Genomic DNA, 21952 nt, shown 5'->3' with positions numbered 1-21952 from the left:
TTGCGGGGCCTGGTGCGCAATTATGTGCGCTACCTCGACGGCGACATCGATGCGGTACTCGTCCTGCTCAATGAAGTCGACCAGATCGCCTCGCCTGGCGCGGTCGCTGCGCGGGTCAGCGCCCGGCGCAGTGTGCCGCAGGCCGATCTGCCGCCCGGCAAAGAGCCGGCCCATCGCACCTGGGCCTGGGTGCTGCTGATCCTGGTCCTGTTGGGCGTGGTCGGCTGGTATGCCATCGATCGTGGCTGGATCCCCGACGACTGGCTGATTTTCGATTGGCTCAAGGCCTTGCGTTCATGACCCCATCCATCCCCACTGAACCGTCCGCTGCACCTCGCCGGCCCACCCGGGCCGTGACGGTACGCTGGCAGGATCACGCCGTCGTCGTAGGGGGGGATGCCCCCATCGTCGTGCAATCCATGACGAACACGGACACGGCCGATCCACGCGCTACGGCCAGGCAGGTGCGCGACCTCTGGCAGGCGGGTTCCGAGCTGGTGCGCGTCACGGTCAACACGCCCGACGCCGCCGCGCAAGTGGCCGAGCTGCGCAACCAGCTCGATCGCATGCAGGCGCCGGTGCCGCTGGTGGGCGATTTTCACTACAACGGCCACAAGTTGCTGACGCAGTTTCCGGATTGCGCCCAGGCCTTGTCCAAGTATCGGATCAATCCAGGCAACATGGGCGCGGGCAAGCACCGGGACGGCAATTTTGCGCAGATGGTCGAAGTGGCGTGCCGCTACGACAAACCGATCCGCATCGGCGTCAACTGGGGCAGTCTCGATCAACTGCTGCTCGCCCGCATGATGGATGAAAACGCAGCGCGCCCGCAACCCCTCAGCGCGGGCGCCGTCATGCGCGAGGCCCTGGTCGTCTCGGCCATCAGCAATGCGCAGCAGGCCGAAAGCCTGGGCCTTCCGGGCAATGCCATCGTGCTCTCGTGCAAGGTCAGCCATGTCCAGGACCTGATCGCCGTCTATGGCGAACTGTCGCGCCGTTGCGATTACCCCCTGCACCTGGGCCTGACCGAAGCCGGCATGGGTTCCAAGGGTATCGTGGCCTCGACCGCGGCGCTGGCCGTCCTGCTGCAGCAGGGCATCGGCGACACCATACGCATTTCGCTCACGCCCGAGCCCGGCGGTGATCGTCGCCGGGAAGTCATCGTCGCGCAGGAAATCCTGCAGACCATGGGCTTGCGGGCCTTCACGCCCATGGTCGTGGCCTGCCCGGGCTGCGGGCGCACCAGCAGTACGGTGTTTCAGGAACTCGCCGCCAGTATCCAGGCTTATTTGCGCGATCAGATGCCGGTCTGGAAAACCCGCTATCCCGGGGTCGAGAACATGCACGTGGCCGTCATGGGCTGCGTGGTCAACGGCCCGGGCGAAAGCCGTCATGCCGACATCGGCATCAGCCTGCCGGGCACGGGCGAGATCCCGGCCGCCCCGGTGTATGTAGACGGCAAGAAAACGGTCACCCTCAAGGGGGATCACATTGCCACCGAATTCCAGGCCATCGTCGAAGATTACGTAGCCCGGCGTTATGGGCAGGGTGTAGAACCCGCCCGGCGTCCGGGCGTGGTGGCCCGCCAGCCCGACTGAACCCCATGTCAGAATTCAGCAAAGTCGCCGGCCTGACCGGCATGAAGGACACACTGCCCCCCGAGACGGCGCATTGGCAGCGTTTTGAAGCCATCGTGCGGGGTTGGCTGGCGGCCTACGGCTACCAGAACGTGCGCATACCCGTGCTCGAACACACCCGCCTGTTCGCGCGCGGCATCGGCGAGGTCACGGACATCGTCGAAAAAGAAATGTATTCCTTCGTCGATCGCCTCAACGACGAGCGTCTGACGATGCGGCCCGAATTTACAGCGGGCATCGTGCGCTCGGCCATCGAGCACAACTTTCTCTATGACCGTCCAAGGCGGATCTACGCCATGGGGCCGGTGTTTCGCCACGAGCGGCCCCAGCGTGGGCGCTACCGGCAGTTTCATCAGGTCGACGTCGAGGCGCTGGGCTTTCCCGGGCCGGATGTCGATGCCGAACTCATCATCATGCTGGCGCGCCTATGGCGTCTGCTGGGCCTGCAGGACATCCGGCTCGAACTCAACTCGCTGGGGCAGCCGCCCGAGCGCGCGGCCCATCGCGAAGCGCTGGTGCGTCACCTCGAGGCCCATCTCGACATACTGGATGACGAAGCCCGGCGGCGCATGCACAGCAACCCGCTCAGGGTGCTCGACACCAAGAATCCGGCCATGCAGGCAATGGCCGACTCGGCGCCGCGGCTGTTCGATTTCCTGGGGGCCGAGTCGCTCGCCCATTACGAAGGCCTTTGTGTCCGGCTCCAGGACGCCGGGATCCGCTGGACGCTCAATCCGCGCCTGGTGCGCGGGCTCGACTACTACAACCTCACCGTCTTCGAGTGGGTCACGGACCGCCTGGGGGCCCAGGGTACGGTCTGTGGCGGCGGGCGCTACGACGGGCTGTTCGAACTTCTGGGCGGCAAGCCCGCACCGGCGGTGGGTTTTGCCATCGGCATCGAGCGCCTGCTGGATCTGTGGCTGCAGAGCCAGGCGGCCGAGCCCACGCCCGAATGCCAGGTGTACATGGTCCACCAGGGGGACGCGGGGCAGCGTCAGGCGGCCCAGCTGGCCGAACAGCTTCGGGATGCCGGCCTGGCCGTGGTAGTGCATGCCGGGTCGGGCGGTTTCAAGTCGCAGTTTCGCAGGGCGGATGCCAGTGGGGCCTGCGTGGCCGTGGTCATCGCGGATGATGAGCTCGAACGCGGCCAGGCCACGGTCAAGTGGCTGCGGGCGGCGGACGCACCCGACCAGCAAGAGACCATCGCTTTCGGGCGCTTGGCTGAACAACTTCAACAAAGGATCTGAACGCGCACATGGCTTACGACCTCGAAGAACAGGAAAAGATCGACGCCCTGAAGGCCTGGTGGGATCGCCATGGCACGCTGAGCACCGCCATCGTGCTGGCCGTGGCCATTGGGCTGGCTGGCTGGCGGGGCTGGCAATGGTACGAAACGCATACGGCCGGGCAGGCCATGGGCTACTACGAGGCGTTGGAATCCGCGGCCGGCCAGTCGGGCGATGACGCGGTGGCGCGCATCAAGGCAGCCAGCACGGCCCTGCGCACCGACTACGCCACTTCAGGCTACACCGCCCGTGGCATCCTGCTGGCGGCCTCGGCGCTAGAGCAGCGCAATGACCTCGAAGGCGCGCGGGATCAGCTCGAATGGCTGGCGCGCGACGCAAGCGACCCTGCGCTGCAGGCCGTTGCCCGGCTGCGCCTGGCCGGGGTGCTGTTGTCCCTGCAGCAGTACGATGCGGCGCTGGATCAACTCAAGGGTACCCCACCCGTCGGTTTTGCGGCCCTGTATCATGATCGTCGTGGCGACGTGCTCGCCGCGCAGGGCCAAAGAGACCAGGCCATGGAGGCCTGGCGCCAGGCGCTCGACTCGCTCGGCGGCGATCCCGCCGCCCAGGTCGTGCAGCTCAAGATAGACGCTTTGAACGGAGCCTGATCCATGTATGCCCGCATTCGTTTTTTTCGCCTTGCCTTGATCGGCCTGTTGTCGGGCAGCCTGGCTGCCTGCGGCCTGTTTGCCGACACCGATCCGCGATTCGACCCAGCGCCGCTGACCGAATACGCGCCCTCGCTGGCGGTCGCGCCGCGCTGGTCCGCTTCGGTGGGCAGTGGCGGGGGCTATGGATTCATTCCACAGGTCACCGGAGACGCTGTTCAGGTGGCCACGCCTTCCGGTTCCGTCGCCGCGCTCGACCTGGCCTCTGGCGCAGTCCGCTGGCAGGTTCGCACCGAGCCGCTTTCGGCCGGGGTCGGCAGCGATGGCCAGGTGACCGCCGTGGTCACCCAGTCGGGCGAAGTGCTGGCGTTCGGCCCGCAGGGCACTGAGCTCTGGCGCAGCCAGGCAGCCAGTGCGGTGAATATCCCGCCCGTGGTGGGCAACGGCATCGTGGCGGTGCGTACCAGCGACTACCGTATCCAGGCCTTTGACGCCGCCAGCGGCAAGTTGCGCTGGGAAGTTCAGCGGCCAGGGCCTGCCCTGGCGTTGCGCACCAGCATGCGCATGCGCCTGCTGCCAGACTTGCTTCTGGCGGGCCTGCCCAATGGCCGGCTGATCCTCATCGATACGCCCACGGGGGCGGTGCGCTGGGAGGCCTCGGTCTCGGCCGCGCGTGGGGCATCAGACCTCGAACGCATCGCCGACGTGGTGGGCGAGCCCCTCATCGTAGGGACGCAAGTCTGCGGCACCAGCTATCAGGGGCGTACCACCTGTTTTGACATCAGCCAGGGTGGGCGACCCATCTGGTCCCAAGAAGTGGGTTCCGCCACGGGCATGACGACGGATGAGCAACGGCTGTATCTGCCCGACGACCGCAGCCGCGTACATGCCCTGAATCTCACGGACGGCGGGGGCCTCTGGGTCCAGAGCGCATTGCTCAACCGGCAGCTGAGTGCACCGGCCGTGGCCGGGCCCGCTGTGGCGGTGGGCGACTTCGAAGGCTATCTGCACTTTCTGTCGCGGGCCGATGGGGCCCTGATGGCGCGTCTGCGCATTGGGGGCGGGCCCATCACGTCCGCGCTGGTGGGCGTGCCTGGTGGCGTGCTCGTGCAAACCGGCGATGGCCGCCTGCTCAGGGTGGGTGCGGGTGGCTGAGTCATCCTGGCGGCCGGTCGTGGCCCTGGTGGGGCGTACCAACGTCGGCAAGTCCACCTTGTTCAACCGCCTGACCCGCTCCAGGGCGGCGCTGGTAGCCAATGTGTCCGGCCTGACGCGCGACCGCCATTATGGCGAAGGGCGCATGGGCAGCCGGCCGCACATCGTCATCGACACGGGCGGCTTCGAGCCGGTCGCGACGCAGGGCATCCTGGTCGAGATGGCTCGCCAGACCGAACAGGCCATCGCCGAATCGGACGTGATCCTGTTTCTGGTCGATGCCCGAGAAGGCATCAATGCGCACGACCACGAAATCGCCCGCCTGTTGCGCAAATCGGGCCAGCGTGTCCTGCTGGCGGTCAACAAGGCCGAAGGCATGCGCGATCATGCCGATCTCGCGCAATTCCATGAACTCGGTCTGGGCGAGCCCCATGCGATTTCCGCGGCGCATGGCGACGGCGTGGCCGAGCTCATCGAGACCGCGCTGGCCAGCGTGCCGGCCGAAGCCCCCTGGAATGGCGCGCAGCAGGCTCGGGGCGCCCCGCCTGACGAACCGGACCACCGCATCAAGCTGGCGATTGCCGGGCGGCCCAACGTGGGCAAGTCCACCCTCATCAATGCCCTGGTCGGCGAAGAGCGGGTGGTCACCTGGGACATGCCCGGTACCACGCGAGATGCGATCGAGGTCGAATTCACGCACAATGACCGGCGCTACACCCTGATCGATACGGCCGGTCTGCGCCGCCGGGGCAAGGTGTTCGAGGCTGTCGAGAAATTCTCCGTCATCAAGACGCTGCAGGCCATCGAAGCCGCCAATGTGGTGCTCTTGCTGATCGACGCCCGCGAAGGGGTCTCCGATCAGGATGCGCACATCGCCGGGTTCATCCAAGAGGCGGGCCGGGCGCTGGTGGTCGGCCTGAACAAATGGGATGCGATCGACCAGGAACAGCGCGCCTGGATCAAGCGCGAATATGATCGCAAACTGCGTTTCCTGTCCTTTGCGCGGGTCGTGACCCTATCGGCCCTCAAGGGGCAGGGCCTGGGCGAGGTACTCAAGGCGGTCGAGGCGGCGCACGCGGCGGCCTTCGCAAAGCTGTCCACGCCGCGCCTGACGCGCACCCTGCGCGCCGCCGTCGAACAGCAGCCGCCGCCCCGCAAGGGGATTTTTCGCCCCAAGATGCGCTATGCCCATCAAGGGGGCCAGAATCCGCCCCGCATCATCATTCATGGCAATGCTCTGGATGCCATACCGGATTCCTACCGGCGCTACCTCGAGGGCCAGTTCCGGACGGCTTTCCAGTTGCAGGGCACGCCGTTGTCCATTGAATTCAAGTCTTCACGCAATCCCTACCTGAAGGAAAACGCATGAACTCCCTGTTCAGCGACCACGTCGCGGCCCTGCAGCCCTATGTGCCGGGCGAGCAGGTGCGCCTGCCCAATCTGCTCAAGCTCAATACCAATGAAAATCCCTGGGGGCCTTCGCTTCGGGTGCTCGAAGCCATGCGTGCGGCGATTTCCGACGACCTGCGCCTGTACCCGGACTACCAGGCGCTGGGCTTGCGCCAGGCGATCGCCAGGCGCCATGGCCTGGACGTGGAACACGTATTCGTGGGCAACGGATCGGATGAAATCCTGGCCCATGTCTTCAGTGCGTTCTTTCAGCGCGCGGGGCGGCCACTCTGGCTGCCGGACATCAGCTACGGCTTCTACCCGACGTGGTGTCGCCTGTATGGCGTGCCAGCCGAGCGTATTGCCCTGGCCGAGGATTTTTCGGTGCACGTGGCCGACTACCTGCGCGACACGAAGGTCGAGCCTTGCGGTATCCTGCTGGCCAATCCGAACGCGCCCACCGGGCTGGCATTGGGGTTGGATGAGATCGCCCGGCTTGCCGCAGCGCGTCCCGACAGCGCGATCGTCATCGACGAGGCCTATGTAGACTTCGGTGCCGACTCGGCGGCCAGCCTGATCCCCGATCTGCCCAACCTGGTGGTGGTCCACACCCTGTCCAAGTCGCGTTCCCTGGCGGGCCTTCGGGTCGGCTATGCGCTGGCGCAGCCCGAACTCATCGCCGGTTTGGTGCGCATCAAGGACAGTTTCAACTCGTATCCGCTCGACCGGGTGGCGCTGGCGGGGGCCCAGGCCGCCATCGAGGACGAGGCCTGGTTCGAGCGTACTTGCCAGGCCGTGATCGCCGCCCGTGAACAACTCGGCCTCGATTTGCAGGCGCTGGGTTTCGAGTGCCTGCCCTCGAAGGCAAATTTCATCTTTGCCCGCCATCCGGCCCACCGTGCCGCCGACGTCGCGGCCGCATTGCGCGAGCAGGGCATCCTGGTGCGCCACTTCACGGCCCCGCGTATCGACCAGTTTCTGCGCATCACGGTCGGTACGCCCGAGCAGTGCGCGCGCCTGTGCAAGGCGCTGGCCGAGGTGCTTGCGCGCTGATGTCACAGGCGTTTCTGCAGGGATACCCGGATTGGCATTAAAATACCGGGTCTAGCATGATTTTTATAAAATGGAGCCTCGTTCATGAGCAACAAAGGGCAAATCCTTCAAGACCCCTTTCTCAATGCCTTGCGCAAGGAACACATCCCGGTGTCCATCTATCTGGTCAATGGGATCAAACTTCAGGGGCAGGTCGAGTCCTTTGATCAATATGTCGTCTTATTGCGCAATACGGTCACGCAGATGGTGTACAAACATGCCATTTCCACGGTCGTCCCGGCGCGCCCGGTCAATTTCATGGCCGATGACACGGCCGAATGATCATTTTCCCGCCTTTTGTCCGCCCGCCGTCTGCCTCGCAGCGGCGGGCGGGTGCTTGAGCCCTTGCCCATGAGGGCATTGGTCATCAGTGTCGATCTGGGCGAGCCCGACTACGACGCCCACATCGAAGAATTCCTTCTGCTGGCCCGGGGGGCCGGCGCCGACATCCTCCATGTGCTCACCGTCCGGCGCAGCCGCCCGGATGCGGCGGGCTACATCGGTTCGGGCAAGATCGCCGAAGCAGCCGATCTGGTCCATGACCTCGAGGCCGACATCGTACTCTTCGACCAGTCGCTCAGCCCGGCGCAGCAGCGCAACCTCGAGCGGGCCTGCGAAGTTCGCGTGATCGATCGCGTGGCGCTGATCCTCGACATCTTCGCCCTGCGGGCCAAAAGTCACGAGGGCAAATTGCAGGTCGAACTCGCCCAGCTGCAGCACCTGTCCACCCGGCTCACGCGCATGTGGACCCACCTCGAGCGCCAGCAGGGTGGTATCGGGGTGCGCGGTCCGGGCGAGTCCCAGCTCGAGACCGACCGGCGGCTCATCGGGGTGCGCATCAAGGCGCTGCGCGAGCGCCTGGCCCGGGTGCAGCGCCAGCGGGTGACGCAGCGCAAGGCCCGGGTGCGCGGCCGCACGCTGTCGGTCTCGCTCGTGGGCTATACCAACGCCGGCAAATCGACCCTGTTCAATGCGCTGACGCGGGCCGACACCTATGCGGCCGACCAGCTCTTCGCGACGCTGGATACGACCACGCGCCGGGTCTGGATCGAAGGGGCGGGCCAGGTGGTCGTCTCGGATACGGTGGGTTTCATCCGTGATCTGCCACCTACGCTGATCGCGGCATTTCGGGCCACGCTCGAAGAGACCGTGCATGCCGATCTGCTGCTGCACGTGGTCGATGCCGCCAGCCCGCAGCGCGACGAACAGATCGCGGCCGTCAACCAGGTCCTGCACGATATGCAGGCAGACGAGATTCCGCAGATCATGGTCTACAACAAAGTCGACATCGCGGGGTTGGAGCCCCGGGTCGAACGAAATGAACATGGTACGATTGCGCGAGTCTTCGTCAGTGCGCTGCAACGCAGTGGCCTGGACGGTTTGCGTCAATCGCTCGTAGAATTTGAGGGGCTTACGAGAAACAATGCGTTTCAAGAAACTCTATAACCTGAATGATCCGGGCTGGGGCAGGGGCAACCAGAATGATCCCTCCGGTAACCGGCCTGACCCGTCATCAGGGCCACCCGACCTCGATCAAGTCTGGCGCGATTTCAGCAAGCGCCTGTCCGGCCTGTTCGGCGGCAAGGGCGGGGGCGGGCGGGGTCCACGCTTTCCGCAGAGCAAGGGGGGGTTGCCCCAGCTGCCCGGGCCATCGCCCCGATTTGTGATTCTGCTGCTGGTGCTGGCCGCGTTGTTCTGGCTGGGAAGCGGCTTCATGATCGTGCAGGAAGGCCAGGTCGCGGTGGTCACCCGCTTCGGCAAATATATCAAGACGCTCAGCCCAGGGCTGCAATGGCGTTTTCCGTATCCCATCGAAGACGCTCAGCAGGTGAACATCGCCCAGCTGCGTACCTTCGAAGTCGGGTTCAGGGGATCCTCGCGCAATCGGGTCCTGACCGAATCCCAGATGCTCACCAAAGACGAAAACATCGTCGATGTGCAGTACGTGGTTCAGTACCGTCTCAAGCCCGATGGCGCGCCGGCCTACCTTTTCAATACCAGCTATCCAGACGAATCCGTGCGCCAGGCGGCCGAGACCGCCATGCGTGAAATCGTCGGGCGCAAGCCGATGGATTTCGTCCTCTATTCCGGCCGTACAGAAGTCGCCTCCGAGGTCCAGTCGCTGGCGCAGACTATTCTCAACCGGTACAAGACGGGCATCGAGATCTCCACGGTCGCCATACAGAACGTGCAGCCACCCGAGCCGGTCCAGGCCGCCTTCGATGACGCGGTCAAGGCCGGCCAGGACCGCGAGCGGCAGATCAACGAGGCCAACGCCTACGCCAGCAAGGTCCTGCCCGAGGCCGAGGGGCAGGCCGCCCGCATGCTCGAGGACGCCGAGGGCTACAGCGCCCGGGTCATCGGGCGTGCTCAGGGCGATACCGCGCGCTTCGAAAGCGTGGCCGCCGAATACGCCAAGGCACCGGCCATCACCCGTGAACGTATTTATCTGGAGACCATGCAGGAAATTCTGTCGGGTACCGCGAAGGTCATGCTGGATGCCCCGGTGGGCAACAACATGCTGTATCTGCCGCTGGATCAGATCATGGGGCAGGCCGCCCGCGCGGGGGGCAACCCGGCGGGCTCGCGTCCAGCCGATGTCGCGGCCGGCGCGGCCGCGGCCGCCGATGCCGTGCGCGACAAGCCGGTCGCGCCCCGCATGCCCAGCAGCCTGCCGTCGCTGACCAACCCGTATTCCAACTAGGAGCATGCAGATGCAACGCTTTTTCCCTGCTCTGGTCGGCCTGGTCATCGTTCTGGCTGTATTGTCATCGTGCATGTTCATCGTGCGCGAGCGCGACTCCGCCTTGCTGTTCGCCCTGGGCGAGGTGCGTGAAACCATCAGCAGCCCGGGCCTGTATTTCAAGTATCCGCCGCCGTTCGAAAACGTGGTCTACCTGGACCGCAGGCTGCAGACGATCGAATCGCGCGATCCCGAACGCATCCAGACGGCCGAAAAGAAAAACCTGCTGATCGACTACTACGTCAAGTGGCGCATCAACGATCCGCGGCTGTACTACGTCACCTTTGGTTCCAACAGCAATGCGGCCATCGAGCGCCTGCAAGCCCAGATCCGCGACGCGCTCAACGCGGCCGTCAACGTACGGACCGTGCGCCAGGTCGTGTCCAGCGAACGCGACACACTGACCGACGAAATCCTCTCGGCCGTTTCCAAGCGGGCGGCGCCCTTGGGGGTGGACGTGGTCGACGTCCGGCTGCGACGCATCGATTTCACCACCGAAATCTCCGAGTCGGTGTATCGGCGCATGGAGGCCGAACGCAAGCAGGAAGCCAACCGCCTGCGCGCCAGTGGTGCGGCCGACAGCGAGCGCATCCGGGCCGAGGCCGATCGCAAGCAGCAGGAAATCCTCGCCCGCGCGTACGCCGAATCCCAGGCCCGGCGCGGGGCGGGCGACGGGCAGGCCGCGGCCATCTATGCCGAATCGTATGGCAAGAGCCCCGAGTTCTACAGTTTCTACAAGAGCCTGGATGCCTATCGCTCGGCGTTTTCGGTTCATGACAGCACTCTGGTGCTCAGCCCAGACTCTGATTTCTTCCGTTTCTGGAACAATGCCGCCGGCAATCAGCCAGCGCCGGCCAGGTAAGCCGCGAGAGTACCCATCATGCTGTCCAGCTGGTTACTGCCCGAGCACCTGACCGATATCCTGCCTGCCGAGGCCCGGCGCATCGAAGACATGCGCCGGGCTCTGCTCGATCTCTACCGGGCCCATGGTTTCGAGCTGGTGGTCCCGCCGCTGGTCGAATATCTCGACTCCCTCATGCTCGCCCGCGACGAGGCCCTGCGCCTGCGCACGTGCAAGCTGGTGGACCAGCTGTCCGGGCTGACCATGGGCGTGCGCGCCGACATGACCGTGCAGGTCTCGCGCATCGATGCCCATCTGCTCAATCGTCAGGGCGTCACGCGCCTGTGCTATTGTGGCCCGGTGATCCATGCGCGGCCCTCGGGCTTGCTCTCAGACCGTGAACTGCTGCAGATCGGGGCGGAAATCTTTGGCCATGCCGGGGTCGAGGCGGACATCGAATCCATTCGGTTGGCGATCGAGTCCGTCCGGCATGCCGGCATCGGCGATCCCCGCCTGGATCTCAACCACCCCGGGGTAGGGCGGGCGCTGATAGAAGCCGATCCCGCCCTCGCAGATTGCGCCGACAGCGTGTTCGATCTCTTGAGCGCAAAAGATGTCCCTGGCCTGCAGGCGATGCTGGTGGGGCAGGGCGCGCAATCCGATACGCTCGATGCGCTCAGCGCACTGACCACGCTGTATGGTGATCCATCCGTGATCGAGCGCGCCCGGGCGGTATTGCCGCCCCACGCCCCCATCCAGGTGGCCCTCGACGCTCTGCAGTCTCTGTGCGATGCCCTGGCGGGTGGCCCCATTGCGATCGATCTGGCCGACATGGGGGGCAGCTACGGCTATCATTCAGGTGTAGTGTTTTCGATCTACGCCGCTGGCTGGCACGATGCGCTGGTACGGGGCGGGCGCTATGACGGTATCGGCCGCAAATTCGGCCGGTCGCGTCCGGCGACCGGTTTCAGCCTCGATTTGCGCAAGCTGTCGCGCGGCCTGCCGGCCGCGCAGGCCGCCCCCGCCATCTGGGCCCCCTGCTCGGACGACCCCGAGCTGGCACGGGTGGTGCGCGAACTCCGGCAGGCGGGCCAGGTGGTGATCCAGGCCCTGCCCGGCGAGCGCCAGGATGTGGATGAATTCCGTCTCGAACAGGAGTTGGTCAAGACCTCTTCTGGCTGGGTCATACAAGAGTCGATGGTATAAACTAACCTGTTTACTGTACGGTCCGTATTGCGGCTGCGAAGAATAGGCTCATGAGCAAAAACATCGTTGTGATCGGCACCCAATGGGGTGATGAAGGCAAGGGCAAGATCGTCGATTGGCTGGCCGAATCGGCCCAGGGCGTCGTGCGCTTTCAAGGGGGGCACAATGCCGGCCATACACTGTGGATCCATGGGCAGAAGACCATCCTGCGCCTGATCCCTTCGGGCATCATGCATCCCCATGTCACGTGCTACATCGGCAATGGCGTGGTGCTCTCGCCCGAGGCCCTGCTGGCCGAAATCAGCGAGCTCGAGTCCGCGGGCATCAATGTACGCCCGCGGCTGCAGGTCTCCGCAGCCTGCCCGTTGATCCTGCCCTATCACGTGGCGCTCGACCAGGCGCGCGAGGCACGCAAGGGCGAAGGCAAGATCGGCACGACCGGCCGCGGCATCGGGCCGGCCTATGAAGACAAGGTGGCCCGGCGCGCCCTGCGGGTACAGGATCTCTACGATCCCGACATCTTCGACGAGAAACTGGCCGAAGTGCTCGACTACCATAATTTCGTCCTGGTGCAGTACCTGGGCGCGAAGGCGGTGGACGCCGCCCAGGTTCGCGACCGGGCCATGGCCTTCGCGGCCGAACTCGAGCCCATGGTGGCAGACGTCTCCAGTAACCTGCACATTGCCCGGCGCGCAGGCCACAGCCTGTTGTTCGAAGGGGCCCAGGGCTCGCTGCTGGACATCGATCACGGCACCTATCCGTTCGTGACCAGCAGCAACTGCGTGGCCGGCGCCGCGGCCGCCGGCTCGGGCACAGGCCCGCAATCGCTGGATTACGTTCTGGGCATCGCCAAAGCCTATACCACGCGGGTGGGTTCGGGGCCGTTTCCCACCGAACTGCTCGACGACACCGGCCTGCGCCTGGCCACGGTGGGCAAAGAGTTCGGTTCCGTCACCGGCCGGCCGCGTCGCTGCGGCTGGTTCGATGCCGCCGCCATGAAGCGCTCGGTCATCATCAACGGGCTCACGGGCCTGTGCGTCACCAAGCTCGATGTGCTCGACGGGGTCGAGCGCATCAAGATCGGCGTGGGCTACCGCTACAAGGGCCAATTCCTGGACGTCCTGCCCTATGGGGCGCATGCGGCCGCCGAAGCCGAACCCGTGCTCGAAGAAATGGCCGGCTGGTCCGAATCCACCGTCGGCATCACCGAATACGACAAGCTGCCCGTCAATGCGCGGCGCTATCTCGAACGCATTGCGGAAATCTGCGATGTGCCCATCGATATGGTGTCCACGGGCCCCGATCGCCTTGAAACCATCGTGCTGCGCCACCCCTTCCACGGCTGAGGAAAACCCCGCATGAGCCTTCCCCCGAGCACAGACAGAGATCTTTGGGTCAGCTGGGACACCTATCACAGCCTGATCGAACGCCTGGCCCTGCAGGTCTACGAGTCGGGTTGGGCGTTCGACAAGATTCTTTGCCTGGCGCGTGGCGGGGTACGGGTGGGCGACGTTCTTTCGCGTGTGTTCGACCTGCCGCTCGGGATTCTCGCGACCAGCAGTTATCGCGAGGCGGCCGGTACGGTTCAGGGCCAGCTCGACATTGCCCAGTTCATCACGATCACGCGCGGCACGCTGGATGGCCGGGTGCTGCTGGTAGACGACATGGTCGACACCGGCCTGACCTTCAACCGGGTGCGCGAGCACCTGCTCAACCAGTTTCCCGATATCGTCGAACTGCGCACCGCGGTCCTTTGGCTCAAAGGGCACGCTCAGATGGAACCCGATTATTACATCGAGAGGCTGCCCACCAACCCCTGGATCCACCAGCCCTTCGAAGACTACGACAGCCTGCGCCCGCATCAACTCGAGTCCTGGATTCGTAAAGGCGTGCGCACGGCGCAACCGCTACAGGCCTGAATAATCAGTGGCCAGCCGCTTTTCGTGCTAGAATCAGACTCTTCGTAAAATATACGGGGCGCTGTGCCGTGTGTGCCAGCGTCTTTTGTCGAACAGGCTTTTAAGGATCTACATGCCGACTGTACGCCTCAAAGAAAACGAGCCTTTCGAGGCTGCCCTGCGCCGCTTCAAGCGCACCATCGAAAAAACCGGTTTACTGACCGAACTGCGTTCACGCGAGTTCTATGAAAAACCCACGGCCGAGCGCAAGCGCAAGCGTGCTGCCGCCGTCAAGCGCCATTACAAACGCATCCGCAGCCAACAACTGCCGCCGCGACTCTATTGATTGATTCCTGAGAGCTTCATCCAGGAGCTGCTGGCACGGGTCGACATCACCGACGTCATCAGCCGCTATGTACAGTTGCGCAAAGGGGGCGCAAACCTGCTCGGTTTGTGCCCTTTTCACAACGAAAAATCCCCTTCTTTCACAGTCAGCCCAACCAAACAGTTCTATCACTGCTTTGGCTGCGGAGCCCATGGCAGTGCGATTCGGTTCCTGACCGAACACACGGGCGCAAGCTTTCCAGAAGCGGTACGCACATTGGCCGCCAGTGTGGGCATGACCGTGCCCGAAGAGTCGGCCACGCCGGCGCAGCGCGCCGCCCGGCGCGCCCGGCGCGCCGAGACTTCGCGCCAGCACGAGATCCTCGAACGGGCCCTGACGCATTGGCGTGCGGCGCTGAAGCAATCGCCCGAAGCCATCGCTTACTTGAAACGGCGCGGGCTCAGCGGTGAAGTGGCCGCCCGCTATGGGTTGGGTTGGGCATCCGGGCAGCGCCAGGGGCTGGCCCAGGTATTCGAAAACTATGAAGATCCGGCTCTGATCGAATCCGGCCTGGTGGTCGAGGCAGAAGATGGCCGCCGCCACGATCGTTTCAGGGCGCGCATCATGTTTCCCATCCGCAATGCGCGCGGCCAGCTGATCGCTTTTGGCGGACGCCTCATCGAGGCCGGAGAACCCAAGTATCTGAATTCACCCGAGACGGGCCTGTTCTCCAAGGGCGAAGAGCTCTACGGCCTGCATGAGGCCCGGGCCGGCATCCACACCGAAGGCTGCGTGCTGGTGGTCGAAGGCTATATGGACGTGGTGGCCTTGGCGCAGTTCGGCCTGGGCAATGCGGTGGCCACCCTGGGTACGGCGACCACCGATACCCATATCCAGAAGCTGCGGCGCGCCAGTGAGCGTATCGTATTCAGCTTCGATGGCGATACGGCCGGCCGCAAGGCGGCATGGCGCGCTCTGCATGCTTGTCTGCCCTGGGTGGATGAAGCGATCTCCATGCGCTTCCTGTTCCTGCCCGAAGGGCAGGACCCGGATTCGTACGTCCGCGCCCACGGTATACAGGCCCTGCGGGCGTGCCTTCAGGAAGCCCGTTCGCTGTCGGGCTTCATGCTCGACGAACTGCAGGTGCGGCACGATCTGGCCGAGGTCGAGGGCCGGGCGGCGTGTGTGCACGAAGCCCGGCCACTGTTCGAGCTGATGCCGTCAGGGGGCTATCGCCTGCAGCTCGAGCGCGAGTTTGCCCGTCTGGTCCAGCTGACCCCCGAAGAGCTCGGCCAGGTGCTGGCGGCCGCTCCGGCGCACGGGTTCGCAGGGGTGGGTGGCAGCGCCGCAGCCGCGGTTCACCGGGCTGGCCCGGCGCAGCGCGCACACGAAACCAGCCCGGCCGGCGTGCCGCACGCCGGTCCCGGTGCAATCCCAGCGTGGGTGGGGGCCGAGGCCGGGCCATCTGACGGGTGGCCGGCCGATGGGCTGTTGCCGGATACCCGGCCGGCACGCGCGCCAGCACGTACGGCCCGGCGTTCTGGGGTTCGCGCTGTCACGCCGATGGCCCGGCGCCTGCTGCGATTGCTCATGACGCACCCGATGTTGGCGGCCCGGCTGGGTGAGCAACAGCTTGAATTATTGACCCAGCACCCCCACTTGGTACTTGTCAGGCAGCTGATCGCGCTGCAGGGCAGCAGCGGCGCCACCCATGCCGGTGCGCTTCTGCAAGCGGCTGATCCTGGCTCCGAACTGGCGCGGGTGCTCGATGAACTGTCATCTGAACTGCTGTCGGTCGACTGGCCCGATCCACAAGCCGAGTGGGCCGACGCCCTGCGAGTCATCGAACGGCAGGCCATCCAGGAGCAGTGCGATCGCCTGGTGGCCACGGGGCTGCATACCGCTGACGAACGACGCCGTTATCGGGAGCTCTCCCAGCGCTTGGCCTGGCTTAAGACGCCAAACAGGTGATTCTTCTCTTAGCTCGAAAACCAAGGCTGCTCATGTAGTGCCTGAGTCAGTTGAAAAGGCACTCGCCCGTAGGACTGCTGTCACCAGGGGAGTAGTAGTAAACAAGTCTACGGGCCCCAAGACGCTGGCCGGCAAGAAAGTGGCGCTCAGTAGGCGCAAACTGAGTCGGTCGCTCAGTAGTGCTCAGGCAACTTGGGTAGCCGTGCCCCACGTGTGACCACCTGGGCCTGTGAGGACTGGTCCTTTACACACATTGCTCGTGGTCTGCACCGCCGGTCGCCTCATGCGACTTCGCGTCTCGTGGCATAAAGGCCTGTCTTGTGAAGGCGTTGGTAGGAATAGCATGCGGGTGATGCATCTAGCCACCCGCTGGGACTGATCCTCGGAGACGCAAGATGTCGAACTCCCCCACCTCACAAGCGTATGCGACGCAGCATCAGCTAGTATATCTGGTTCCCGCCGCTATTGGGACATCTAGTTCGTATTTTTCAGCATTGCATTTAGTTCGGCATCGTACCCCAGCAATAATTGCGATTTCCCATGGGCATCCAGGAGCTGGTTACGCGACCGCGACTTGAGGACGATGCTGCGGAATCTCAAAGCGTACTAGTTGACTGAGCAAATTGTACTACGTAATATTTTTTTGAACTAGTCTACTGGTTAGGAGCTGAGAGACGATACAGCCGAGCTTCCAGGCACTGGTGGGGGATGAGCTATATGTGCCCGGCTCGCCCACCGACTGGACTGGCGGATTTCTAGATATTGCCATCATAGAAAAATATGGATTTGATCCAGACGGCGTGGTTTGTAGTTCTGGTGAAACGGAAGTGATTTCTATGACGATATGAGCCTTCGCTGGCCTTGATGAGCCTGTATTAATGCACGAACTATGTTTTCCGATTTATCAGATTTATGTTGCATGCGAAGAATATCAACTTGTCTATGCGTCGATGGGTAAATTGAAATCATGGATCTGGAATTAGATGCAATAGATATTTTTGGCTAATTTCTAGGATATGATGTGATAGTAAAAAATGAAAACGATATCAAAATCCGGGAGGCCGCTATCCGCGAGAGGATTTTAATAAGAGGCGCCCCATGGATCGATTCTTGTCTGCGTTGGAGAATGTGCGGGTGCGAGATAGCATGCAATCCCAATTAGGATATGCGTGTGGCTAAGGAAAAGATTGTCACTAATATAAATAGCAATTTGTAGGTGTTACTGTAAAAGGAGAGGATGGGGGAATGTCAATGATTATAGTATGCCCGTTTATATTGGAAGAGCGCATTTGACTATCGACAGCGTGGGTGTCAGGAGATATCGAGATTAGCCTGACAGGATTTCAATCGTGTTCTTTCTCTGACGTTATGCTTGGATTATCGCTTAAGAGCGGGCCGTACACTGGCATGGTAAGGGAATTTCTGATGATGGTATCTATAGGCCGTGAGAGTTAGGGAAAGCTAGAGATTTTTAACGAGAATAGCCATGAAAAATAGACAATATAAATCAAGGATCAGAGTCGCGTTGATTGTTCCATCGTCAAATACAGTAATGGAAAATGATTTACACGATGCTCTTCCAAAGACTGAATATACAGTGCATACTGATCGAATGTATCTCACGGAAACCACGAGAGAGCAAGAAATCAAGATGATAGAGGAATTTGCTCCGGCTGCCGCGAATGATCTTGGCACACTAAAACCAGACGTTCTAGTATTTGGCTGTACGTCCGCTGGCTCGCTGTTCGGCCTGGAATACGATGAACGTGTATGTCGCCAATTGGGATTGTTGGCTGGATGCCCTAGCATTGGAGTTGTTTCCTCTGTGGCCACGGCATTGGATCTACAGGAATGGCGGCGGGTTGCTGTATTGACACCATATAATGAGGATTTGACACAAGCAGTAGCGACAGCGGTTACCGGAGGAAGCCGCCGGTTGGTATGCGCGTACGGGATGAATATCACAGACAATGAGGCGCTTGCGACACCGACACCGGCAGATATTGTGGACTTCGCAAAAAAGGTACTGAGCGGGCAACGTTTTGATGGATTATTTGTCTCATGTACGAATTTTCGTGCATTGGAGGCACGCTCGGAGCTAGAAGATACATTTGGCGTTCCAGTCGTCACCAGCAATAGTGCGGTTATTGATGCGCTTCTATTATTGAGGTCTTGATGAATAATGGTTTTGTTTGAGAATGGATAGCGATGCTATAGGTACAATGCTCCTATGGATATAAATATTTGAAGGTAGGTTGCTTCAGTGAGTTGTCATAATGACGCATTGTGATGCCATAGAAGCCTAAATTGCGATTCTTTCCAATTGATGGCATTGCTATCTACGCATTGGTTCAATTTTCATATTATTATTGGCATATGAGCAAACGATATCGCTTATGTTTTCCAATATTAGATTATTGGTAGAGAGCTTTTATCAATTGCTATATATTCATTAGTAACTAAATTATGTGAGGCAATCAATGGATAAAAATATATCAGAAAAGATCAAGTCTTTGGATGATTTTCCTGAGGATCTCAGGAGGCGTATGAAAGACGGACGTGAAGCGACTTTACGGCGGATGGCTGAAGTGGCTGAAAAGAATGGCGACAAGAAGCTAAAGGCGGCTGGTGATATACCTGGATCAGTGATTAGTGATGAAATTATACAAACAGGCGGCTATTGGTCGGGGGTGCTTGAGAAAAATGAACATCTCCGAATAGTAGATTTGGAAGGGCGGCAAGCTGTGGATTTTATCTTTTATGACTATGATGATTTGAATATAAAATATAACGCTGCCAATACGATGAAGCTTAATAAATCCGTCTATCTTGGCAAAGGATTTAAACTGTATTCAGATACGGCTGAAAGCCTGCTTACTATTGTAGAAGATACCGTCGGTAATCACGATACCATAGGTGGCTGCTGCAGTACAGAAATAAATTTTGTTCGTTATGGCGTCAAGGACGAACAGAGCTGTCGACGTAATTTTACAGCTGCTCTTTCCACCTATGGTTTATGTGAGAGAGATATTCCTGCAAACATCAATTTTTTTATGAATGTGCCCATCATGCCAAATGGAGAAATGGCGATCGTAGATGGCCTGTCTGAGCCGGGTGATTTTGTGGATTTACAGGCAGACAAAAAAACGTTGGTCGTTTTGTCCAATTGCCCACAAAGATTTAATGATGCAAATGGTTGGAATCCAACTCCAATACGCTTGTTGCGCTGGATGGCGTAATAGAAATTAGCTAGTTGGAGGACGTAATGAGGATATGCTAAACGTATGGAAAATGCAAGGTTAGGGATTTGCATATTGCCATTTATAAAATAATATTTATATCAAGAGTTCGTCCAAGGGAGCCAATGGAAATGACAGGGTGCGTCGATCAATTTCAAAATCAAGGATTTTTTGCTCGCAAATCCTATTCAAAGCAACCAGATCGGTTGGCTGGATTTGGCAATGATGAGATAAGCAATGCATCTGTTAATAATGATGCGTTGGTAAGATTCGTTGATGTTGAAAAAAGTTACGATGGGGACACCTTAGTCGTCAAAGAACTAAATCTTGATGTTTATTCTGGAGAATTCCTAACGATACTCGGGCCTTCAGGATCAGGCAAGACCACTTGCCTAATGATGCTTGCGGGGTTTGAAACAGTCACTGAAGGAACTATCTTACTGGATGGTAAGCCGATAAATCATTTGCCGCCTTATCGTCGGAATATCGGCATGGTTTTTCAAAATTATGCATTGTTTCCGCATATGACCGTAGCGGAGAATCTTGCGTTTCCACTCAAAGTTCGGCGCTTTAATCGTGCGGAGATTGAAGATCGTGTAGAAAAAGCACTCGATATGGTTCGCCTAAGTGGACTTGGGCACAGAATTCCACTGCAGTTGTCTGGTGGTCAACAGCAGAGAATTGCGGTGGCACGAGCTTTAGTGTTCGAGCCCAAACTTGTTTTAATGGATGAGCCTCTAGGTGCACTAGATAAACAGCTTCGTGAGCAAATGCAATATGAAATTAAGCGGCTCCACGCCGAGCTTGGACTCACTGTCGTATATGTTACCCATGATCAAAGTGAAGCGTTGGTGATGTCTGATCGGATAGCTGTATTTCATGAAGGAGCAATTCAACAGCTATCTACACCAATTGATATCTATGAAAGGCCGCAAACTGCATTTGTTGCCCAGTTTATCGGCGAAAACAATCAATTCTATGGGACGACCATCGAGATCGGCAATAAATCATGCTCTGTGAAGCTTTCTGACGATACGATTGTGTATGCACTGCCAGTTGGTGTTCAGGATATAGGGATGAATGTAGCTTTATCTATTCGTCCAGAGAGAATTCTGATAGGAAATAATATTGATAGTTGTCAGAATAAAATCAAGGCTGTTATTAAAGAACTACATTATTTGGGTGATCACCTGCGTGTTTATGTCGGGCTTCCAAATAGTGTGGAAATAGCTATCAAGATATCGAATGCGATGCTTCAGGGCGTACCTAAGCCAGGAGACGAGATTTGGATTGGATGGAAAACAGAAGATTGCCGGGCGATGGCCAGTCCTTCACAATAATGATTAGCTAAGGAGGGTACGCAGGCTTTAATTTAATGATAGGCAAATTGGATGTAGTTTGTCGATATTTAATTGCCGAGGCGAGATATATCTAGAATGGCTTTGGTTGTTCTATATGGCATCGGGTAATATGTGTTCCAACTGTTTAAGGGCAATAGAATACATATTGAGAATGCAGATTGATTTATTGGAGGTGTTCTAATACGATAAAGTATACTCGCTCCTAATATAGGCGAGATGATTTAAGGTTTATATCATAAATAAATTAATAATGAGTGAGGAGATTCGCATGACCATTTTGCGTAAATACACTGCGATACCTTTTTTTGCGTTGTTCGTGACCACTAGTGTTGCTGCGGCAGACTCTATTTCAGTCGTTTCATTTGGTGGTCAATATGCTACTAGCCAAATTGAGGCTTATCACAAGCCGTTTCAAGAGAAAGCGGGGGTGGATGTACATTCCATCGATTATAATGGAGGGTTAGCAGAAGTCCGGGCTCAAGTCGAGTCTGGAAATGTTACTTGGGATGTCTTGGATGTCGAAAGCCAAGACCTGGAGCTGGGTTGTTCACAGGGTCTGTTTGAACGTCTTGATCTAGCTGACCTTCCTGATGGTACGGATGGTAGTGCTGCAAAAGAGGACTTCATCCCCGGTACTCTTCATGACTGTGGTGTGGGTGTTATCGTATGGTCGAATATCATGGCCTACAACACTTCAAAGTTTCCTGGTGAGAAGCCTTCAAAGGTAGAAGATTTTTTCGACCTTGAGCGGTTTCCAGGAAAGCGTGGTATTAGCAGGCGACCCATTTACACGCTTGAATGGGCATTAATGGCCGACGGTGTACCCGTAGATAAAGTGTATGAAACACTCTCGACACAGGAAGGAATAGATCGCGCTTTTGCCAAGCTTGATACTATTAAAGATGCAATCGTTGTATTTGAGGCGGGCGCTCAAGCTCCTCAGCTGCTTGCGGATGGAGAGGTTTCCATTTCTAGTGCATTTAACGGACGTATTTATTCTGCAATAGTAGATGAAAACCAGCCACTAGCCATCATGTGGGACTCTCAAATTTGGAATCTGGATTTCTTTGCAATTCCTAAGGAACATCTGATCAAGGTGCTTTGAAAACTGACCGAAACAACACAAACGGTACGAATTTCATAATGCAGAAGAAATGTCCGAAAGTTGGTCAAAATCGGGGCGATTTTCACCCTGGTCAGT

19 protein-coding genes and 1 pseudogene are annotated in these 21952 nt (G+C 59.4%); all 20 read left to right on the top strand.

Going from position 1 to position 21952, the window contains the following annotated elements:
* Positions 1–300 (top strand): annotated as a pseudogene (locus WCZ84_RS10080) (helix-turn-helix domain-containing protein); the annotation flags it as partial.
* On the top strand, positions 297–1598 hold the full coding sequence (gene ispG / locus WCZ84_RS10075) for a flavodoxin-dependent (E)-4-hydroxy-3-methylbut-2-enyl-diphosphate synthase (RefSeq protein WP_372686140.1): 1302 nt from the start codon (positions 297–299) through the stop codon (positions 1596–1598). The pseudogene WCZ84_RS10080 and the gene ispG, both read left to right, overlap by 4 nt.
* Before the next feature lie 5 nt (positions 1599–1603).
* Entirely contained in the window at positions 1604–2884 is a 1281-nt protein-coding gene (gene hisS / locus WCZ84_RS10070; RefSeq protein WP_372686139.1) for a histidine--tRNA ligase, read from the top strand.
* 8 nt (positions 2885–2892) lie between these two features.
* A complete protein-coding gene (locus WCZ84_RS10065; RefSeq protein WP_372686138.1) occupies positions 2893–3531 on the top strand; it encodes a YfgM family protein in 639 nt (212 codons plus the stop codon).
* 3 nt (positions 3532–3534) lie between these two features.
* Positions 3535–4686 carry an outer membrane protein assembly factor BamB gene (bamB, locus tag WCZ84_RS10060; protein ID WP_372686137.1) on the top strand — a complete coding sequence of 384 codons (1152 nt, stop codon included), beginning with the start codon at positions 3535–3537 and terminating at the stop codon, positions 4684–4686.
* On the top strand, positions 4679–6055 hold the full coding sequence (der, locus tag WCZ84_RS10055; RefSeq protein WP_372686136.1) for a ribosome biogenesis GTPase Der: 1377 nt from the start codon (positions 4679–4681) through the stop codon (positions 6053–6055). The genes bamB and der overlap by 8 nt, the downstream gene beginning before the upstream one ends.
* Positions 6052–7128: a histidinol-phosphate transaminase gene (gene hisC / locus WCZ84_RS10050; protein WP_372686135.1), complete on the top strand. Its 1077-nt coding sequence runs from the start codon at positions 6052–6054 to the stop codon at positions 7126–7128. Before der ends, hisC begins: the two co-directional genes overlap by 4 nt.
* Positions 7129–7212: 84 nt before the next feature.
* The gene (gene hfq, locus WCZ84_RS10045; protein ID WP_372686134.1) at positions 7213–7449 is read left to right on the top strand and encodes an RNA chaperone Hfq; all 237 of its coding nucleotides are present in this window, start codon (positions 7213–7215) and stop codon (positions 7447–7449) included.
* Between the two features lie 69 nt (positions 7450–7518).
* Positions 7519–8613 carry a GTPase HflX gene (gene hflX, locus WCZ84_RS10040; protein WP_372686133.1) on the top strand — a complete coding sequence of 365 codons (1095 nt, stop codon included), beginning with the start codon at positions 7519–7521 and terminating at the stop codon, positions 8611–8613.
* Positions 8591–9871: an FtsH protease activity modulator HflK gene (hflK, locus tag WCZ84_RS10035; protein ID WP_372686132.1), complete on the top strand. Its 1281-nt coding sequence runs from the start codon at positions 8591–8593 to the stop codon at positions 9869–9871. Before hflX ends, hflK begins: the two co-directional genes overlap by 23 nt.
* 10 nt (positions 9872–9881) lie before the next feature.
* The gene (gene hflC / locus WCZ84_RS10030) at positions 9882–10772 is read left to right on the top strand and encodes a protease modulator HflC (RefSeq protein WP_372686131.1); all 891 of its coding nucleotides are present in this window, start codon (positions 9882–9884) and stop codon (positions 10770–10772) included.
* A 21-nt stretch (positions 10773–10793) separates the two neighbouring features.
* Complete coding sequence (locus WCZ84_RS10025) at positions 10794–11957, top strand: ATP phosphoribosyltransferase regulatory subunit (protein WP_372686141.1); 1164 nt, start codon at positions 10794–10796, stop codon at positions 11955–11957.
* 50 nt (positions 11958–12007) lie between these two features.
* Positions 12008–13303, top strand: a complete 1296-nt coding sequence (locus tag WCZ84_RS10020; RefSeq protein WP_372686130.1) for an adenylosuccinate synthase — start codon at positions 12008–12010, stop codon at positions 13301–13303.
* A 12-nt stretch (positions 13304–13315) separates the two neighbouring features.
* Positions 13316–13876: a phosphoribosyltransferase gene (locus tag WCZ84_RS10015; RefSeq protein ID WP_372686129.1), complete on the top strand. Its 561-nt coding sequence runs from the start codon at positions 13316–13318 to the stop codon at positions 13874–13876.
* 112 nt (positions 13877–13988) lie between these two features.
* On the top strand, positions 13989–14201 hold the full coding sequence (rpsU, locus tag WCZ84_RS10010) for a 30S ribosomal protein S21 (protein ID WP_372686128.1): 213 nt from the start codon (positions 13989–13991) through the stop codon (positions 14199–14201).
* Positions 14202–16151, top strand: a complete 1950-nt coding sequence (gene dnaG, locus WCZ84_RS10005; protein ID WP_372686127.1) for a DNA primase — start codon at positions 14202–14204, stop codon at positions 16149–16151.
* 1486 nt (positions 16152–17637) lie between these two features.
* Positions 17638–18327 carry an aspartate/glutamate racemase family protein gene (locus WCZ84_RS10000; protein WP_372686126.1) on the top strand — a complete coding sequence of 230 codons (690 nt, stop codon included), beginning with the start codon at positions 17638–17640 and terminating at the stop codon, positions 18325–18327.
* A 304-nt stretch (positions 18328–18631) separates the two neighbouring features.
* Positions 18632–19390 (top strand): DUF1989 domain-containing protein, encoded by a 759-nt coding sequence (locus tag WCZ84_RS09995; RefSeq protein WP_372686125.1) that lies wholly within the window; start codon positions 18632–18634, stop codon positions 19388–19390.
* 68 nt (positions 19391–19458) lie between these two features.
* Positions 19459–20730, top strand: coding sequence for an ABC transporter ATP-binding protein (locus WCZ84_RS09990; protein ID WP_372686124.1), 1272 nt, complete (start codon positions 19459–19461; stop codon positions 20728–20730).
* Positions 20731–21019: 289 nt separating this feature from the next.
* Positions 21020–21856, top strand: coding sequence for an ABC transporter substrate-binding protein (locus WCZ84_RS09985; RefSeq protein WP_372686123.1), 837 nt, complete (start codon positions 21020–21022; stop codon positions 21854–21856).
* The last annotated feature ends 96 nt before the right edge of the window (positions 21857–21952 follow it).

Source organism: Castellaniella sp., from assembly GCF_041675725.1.
Classification (GTDB): domain Bacteria; phylum Pseudomonadota; class Gammaproteobacteria; order Burkholderiales; family Burkholderiaceae_B; genus Castellaniella.
The sequence above is the reverse complement of the archived record's forward strand: the minus strand, read 5'-3'. Positions and strand labels throughout refer to the sequence as shown.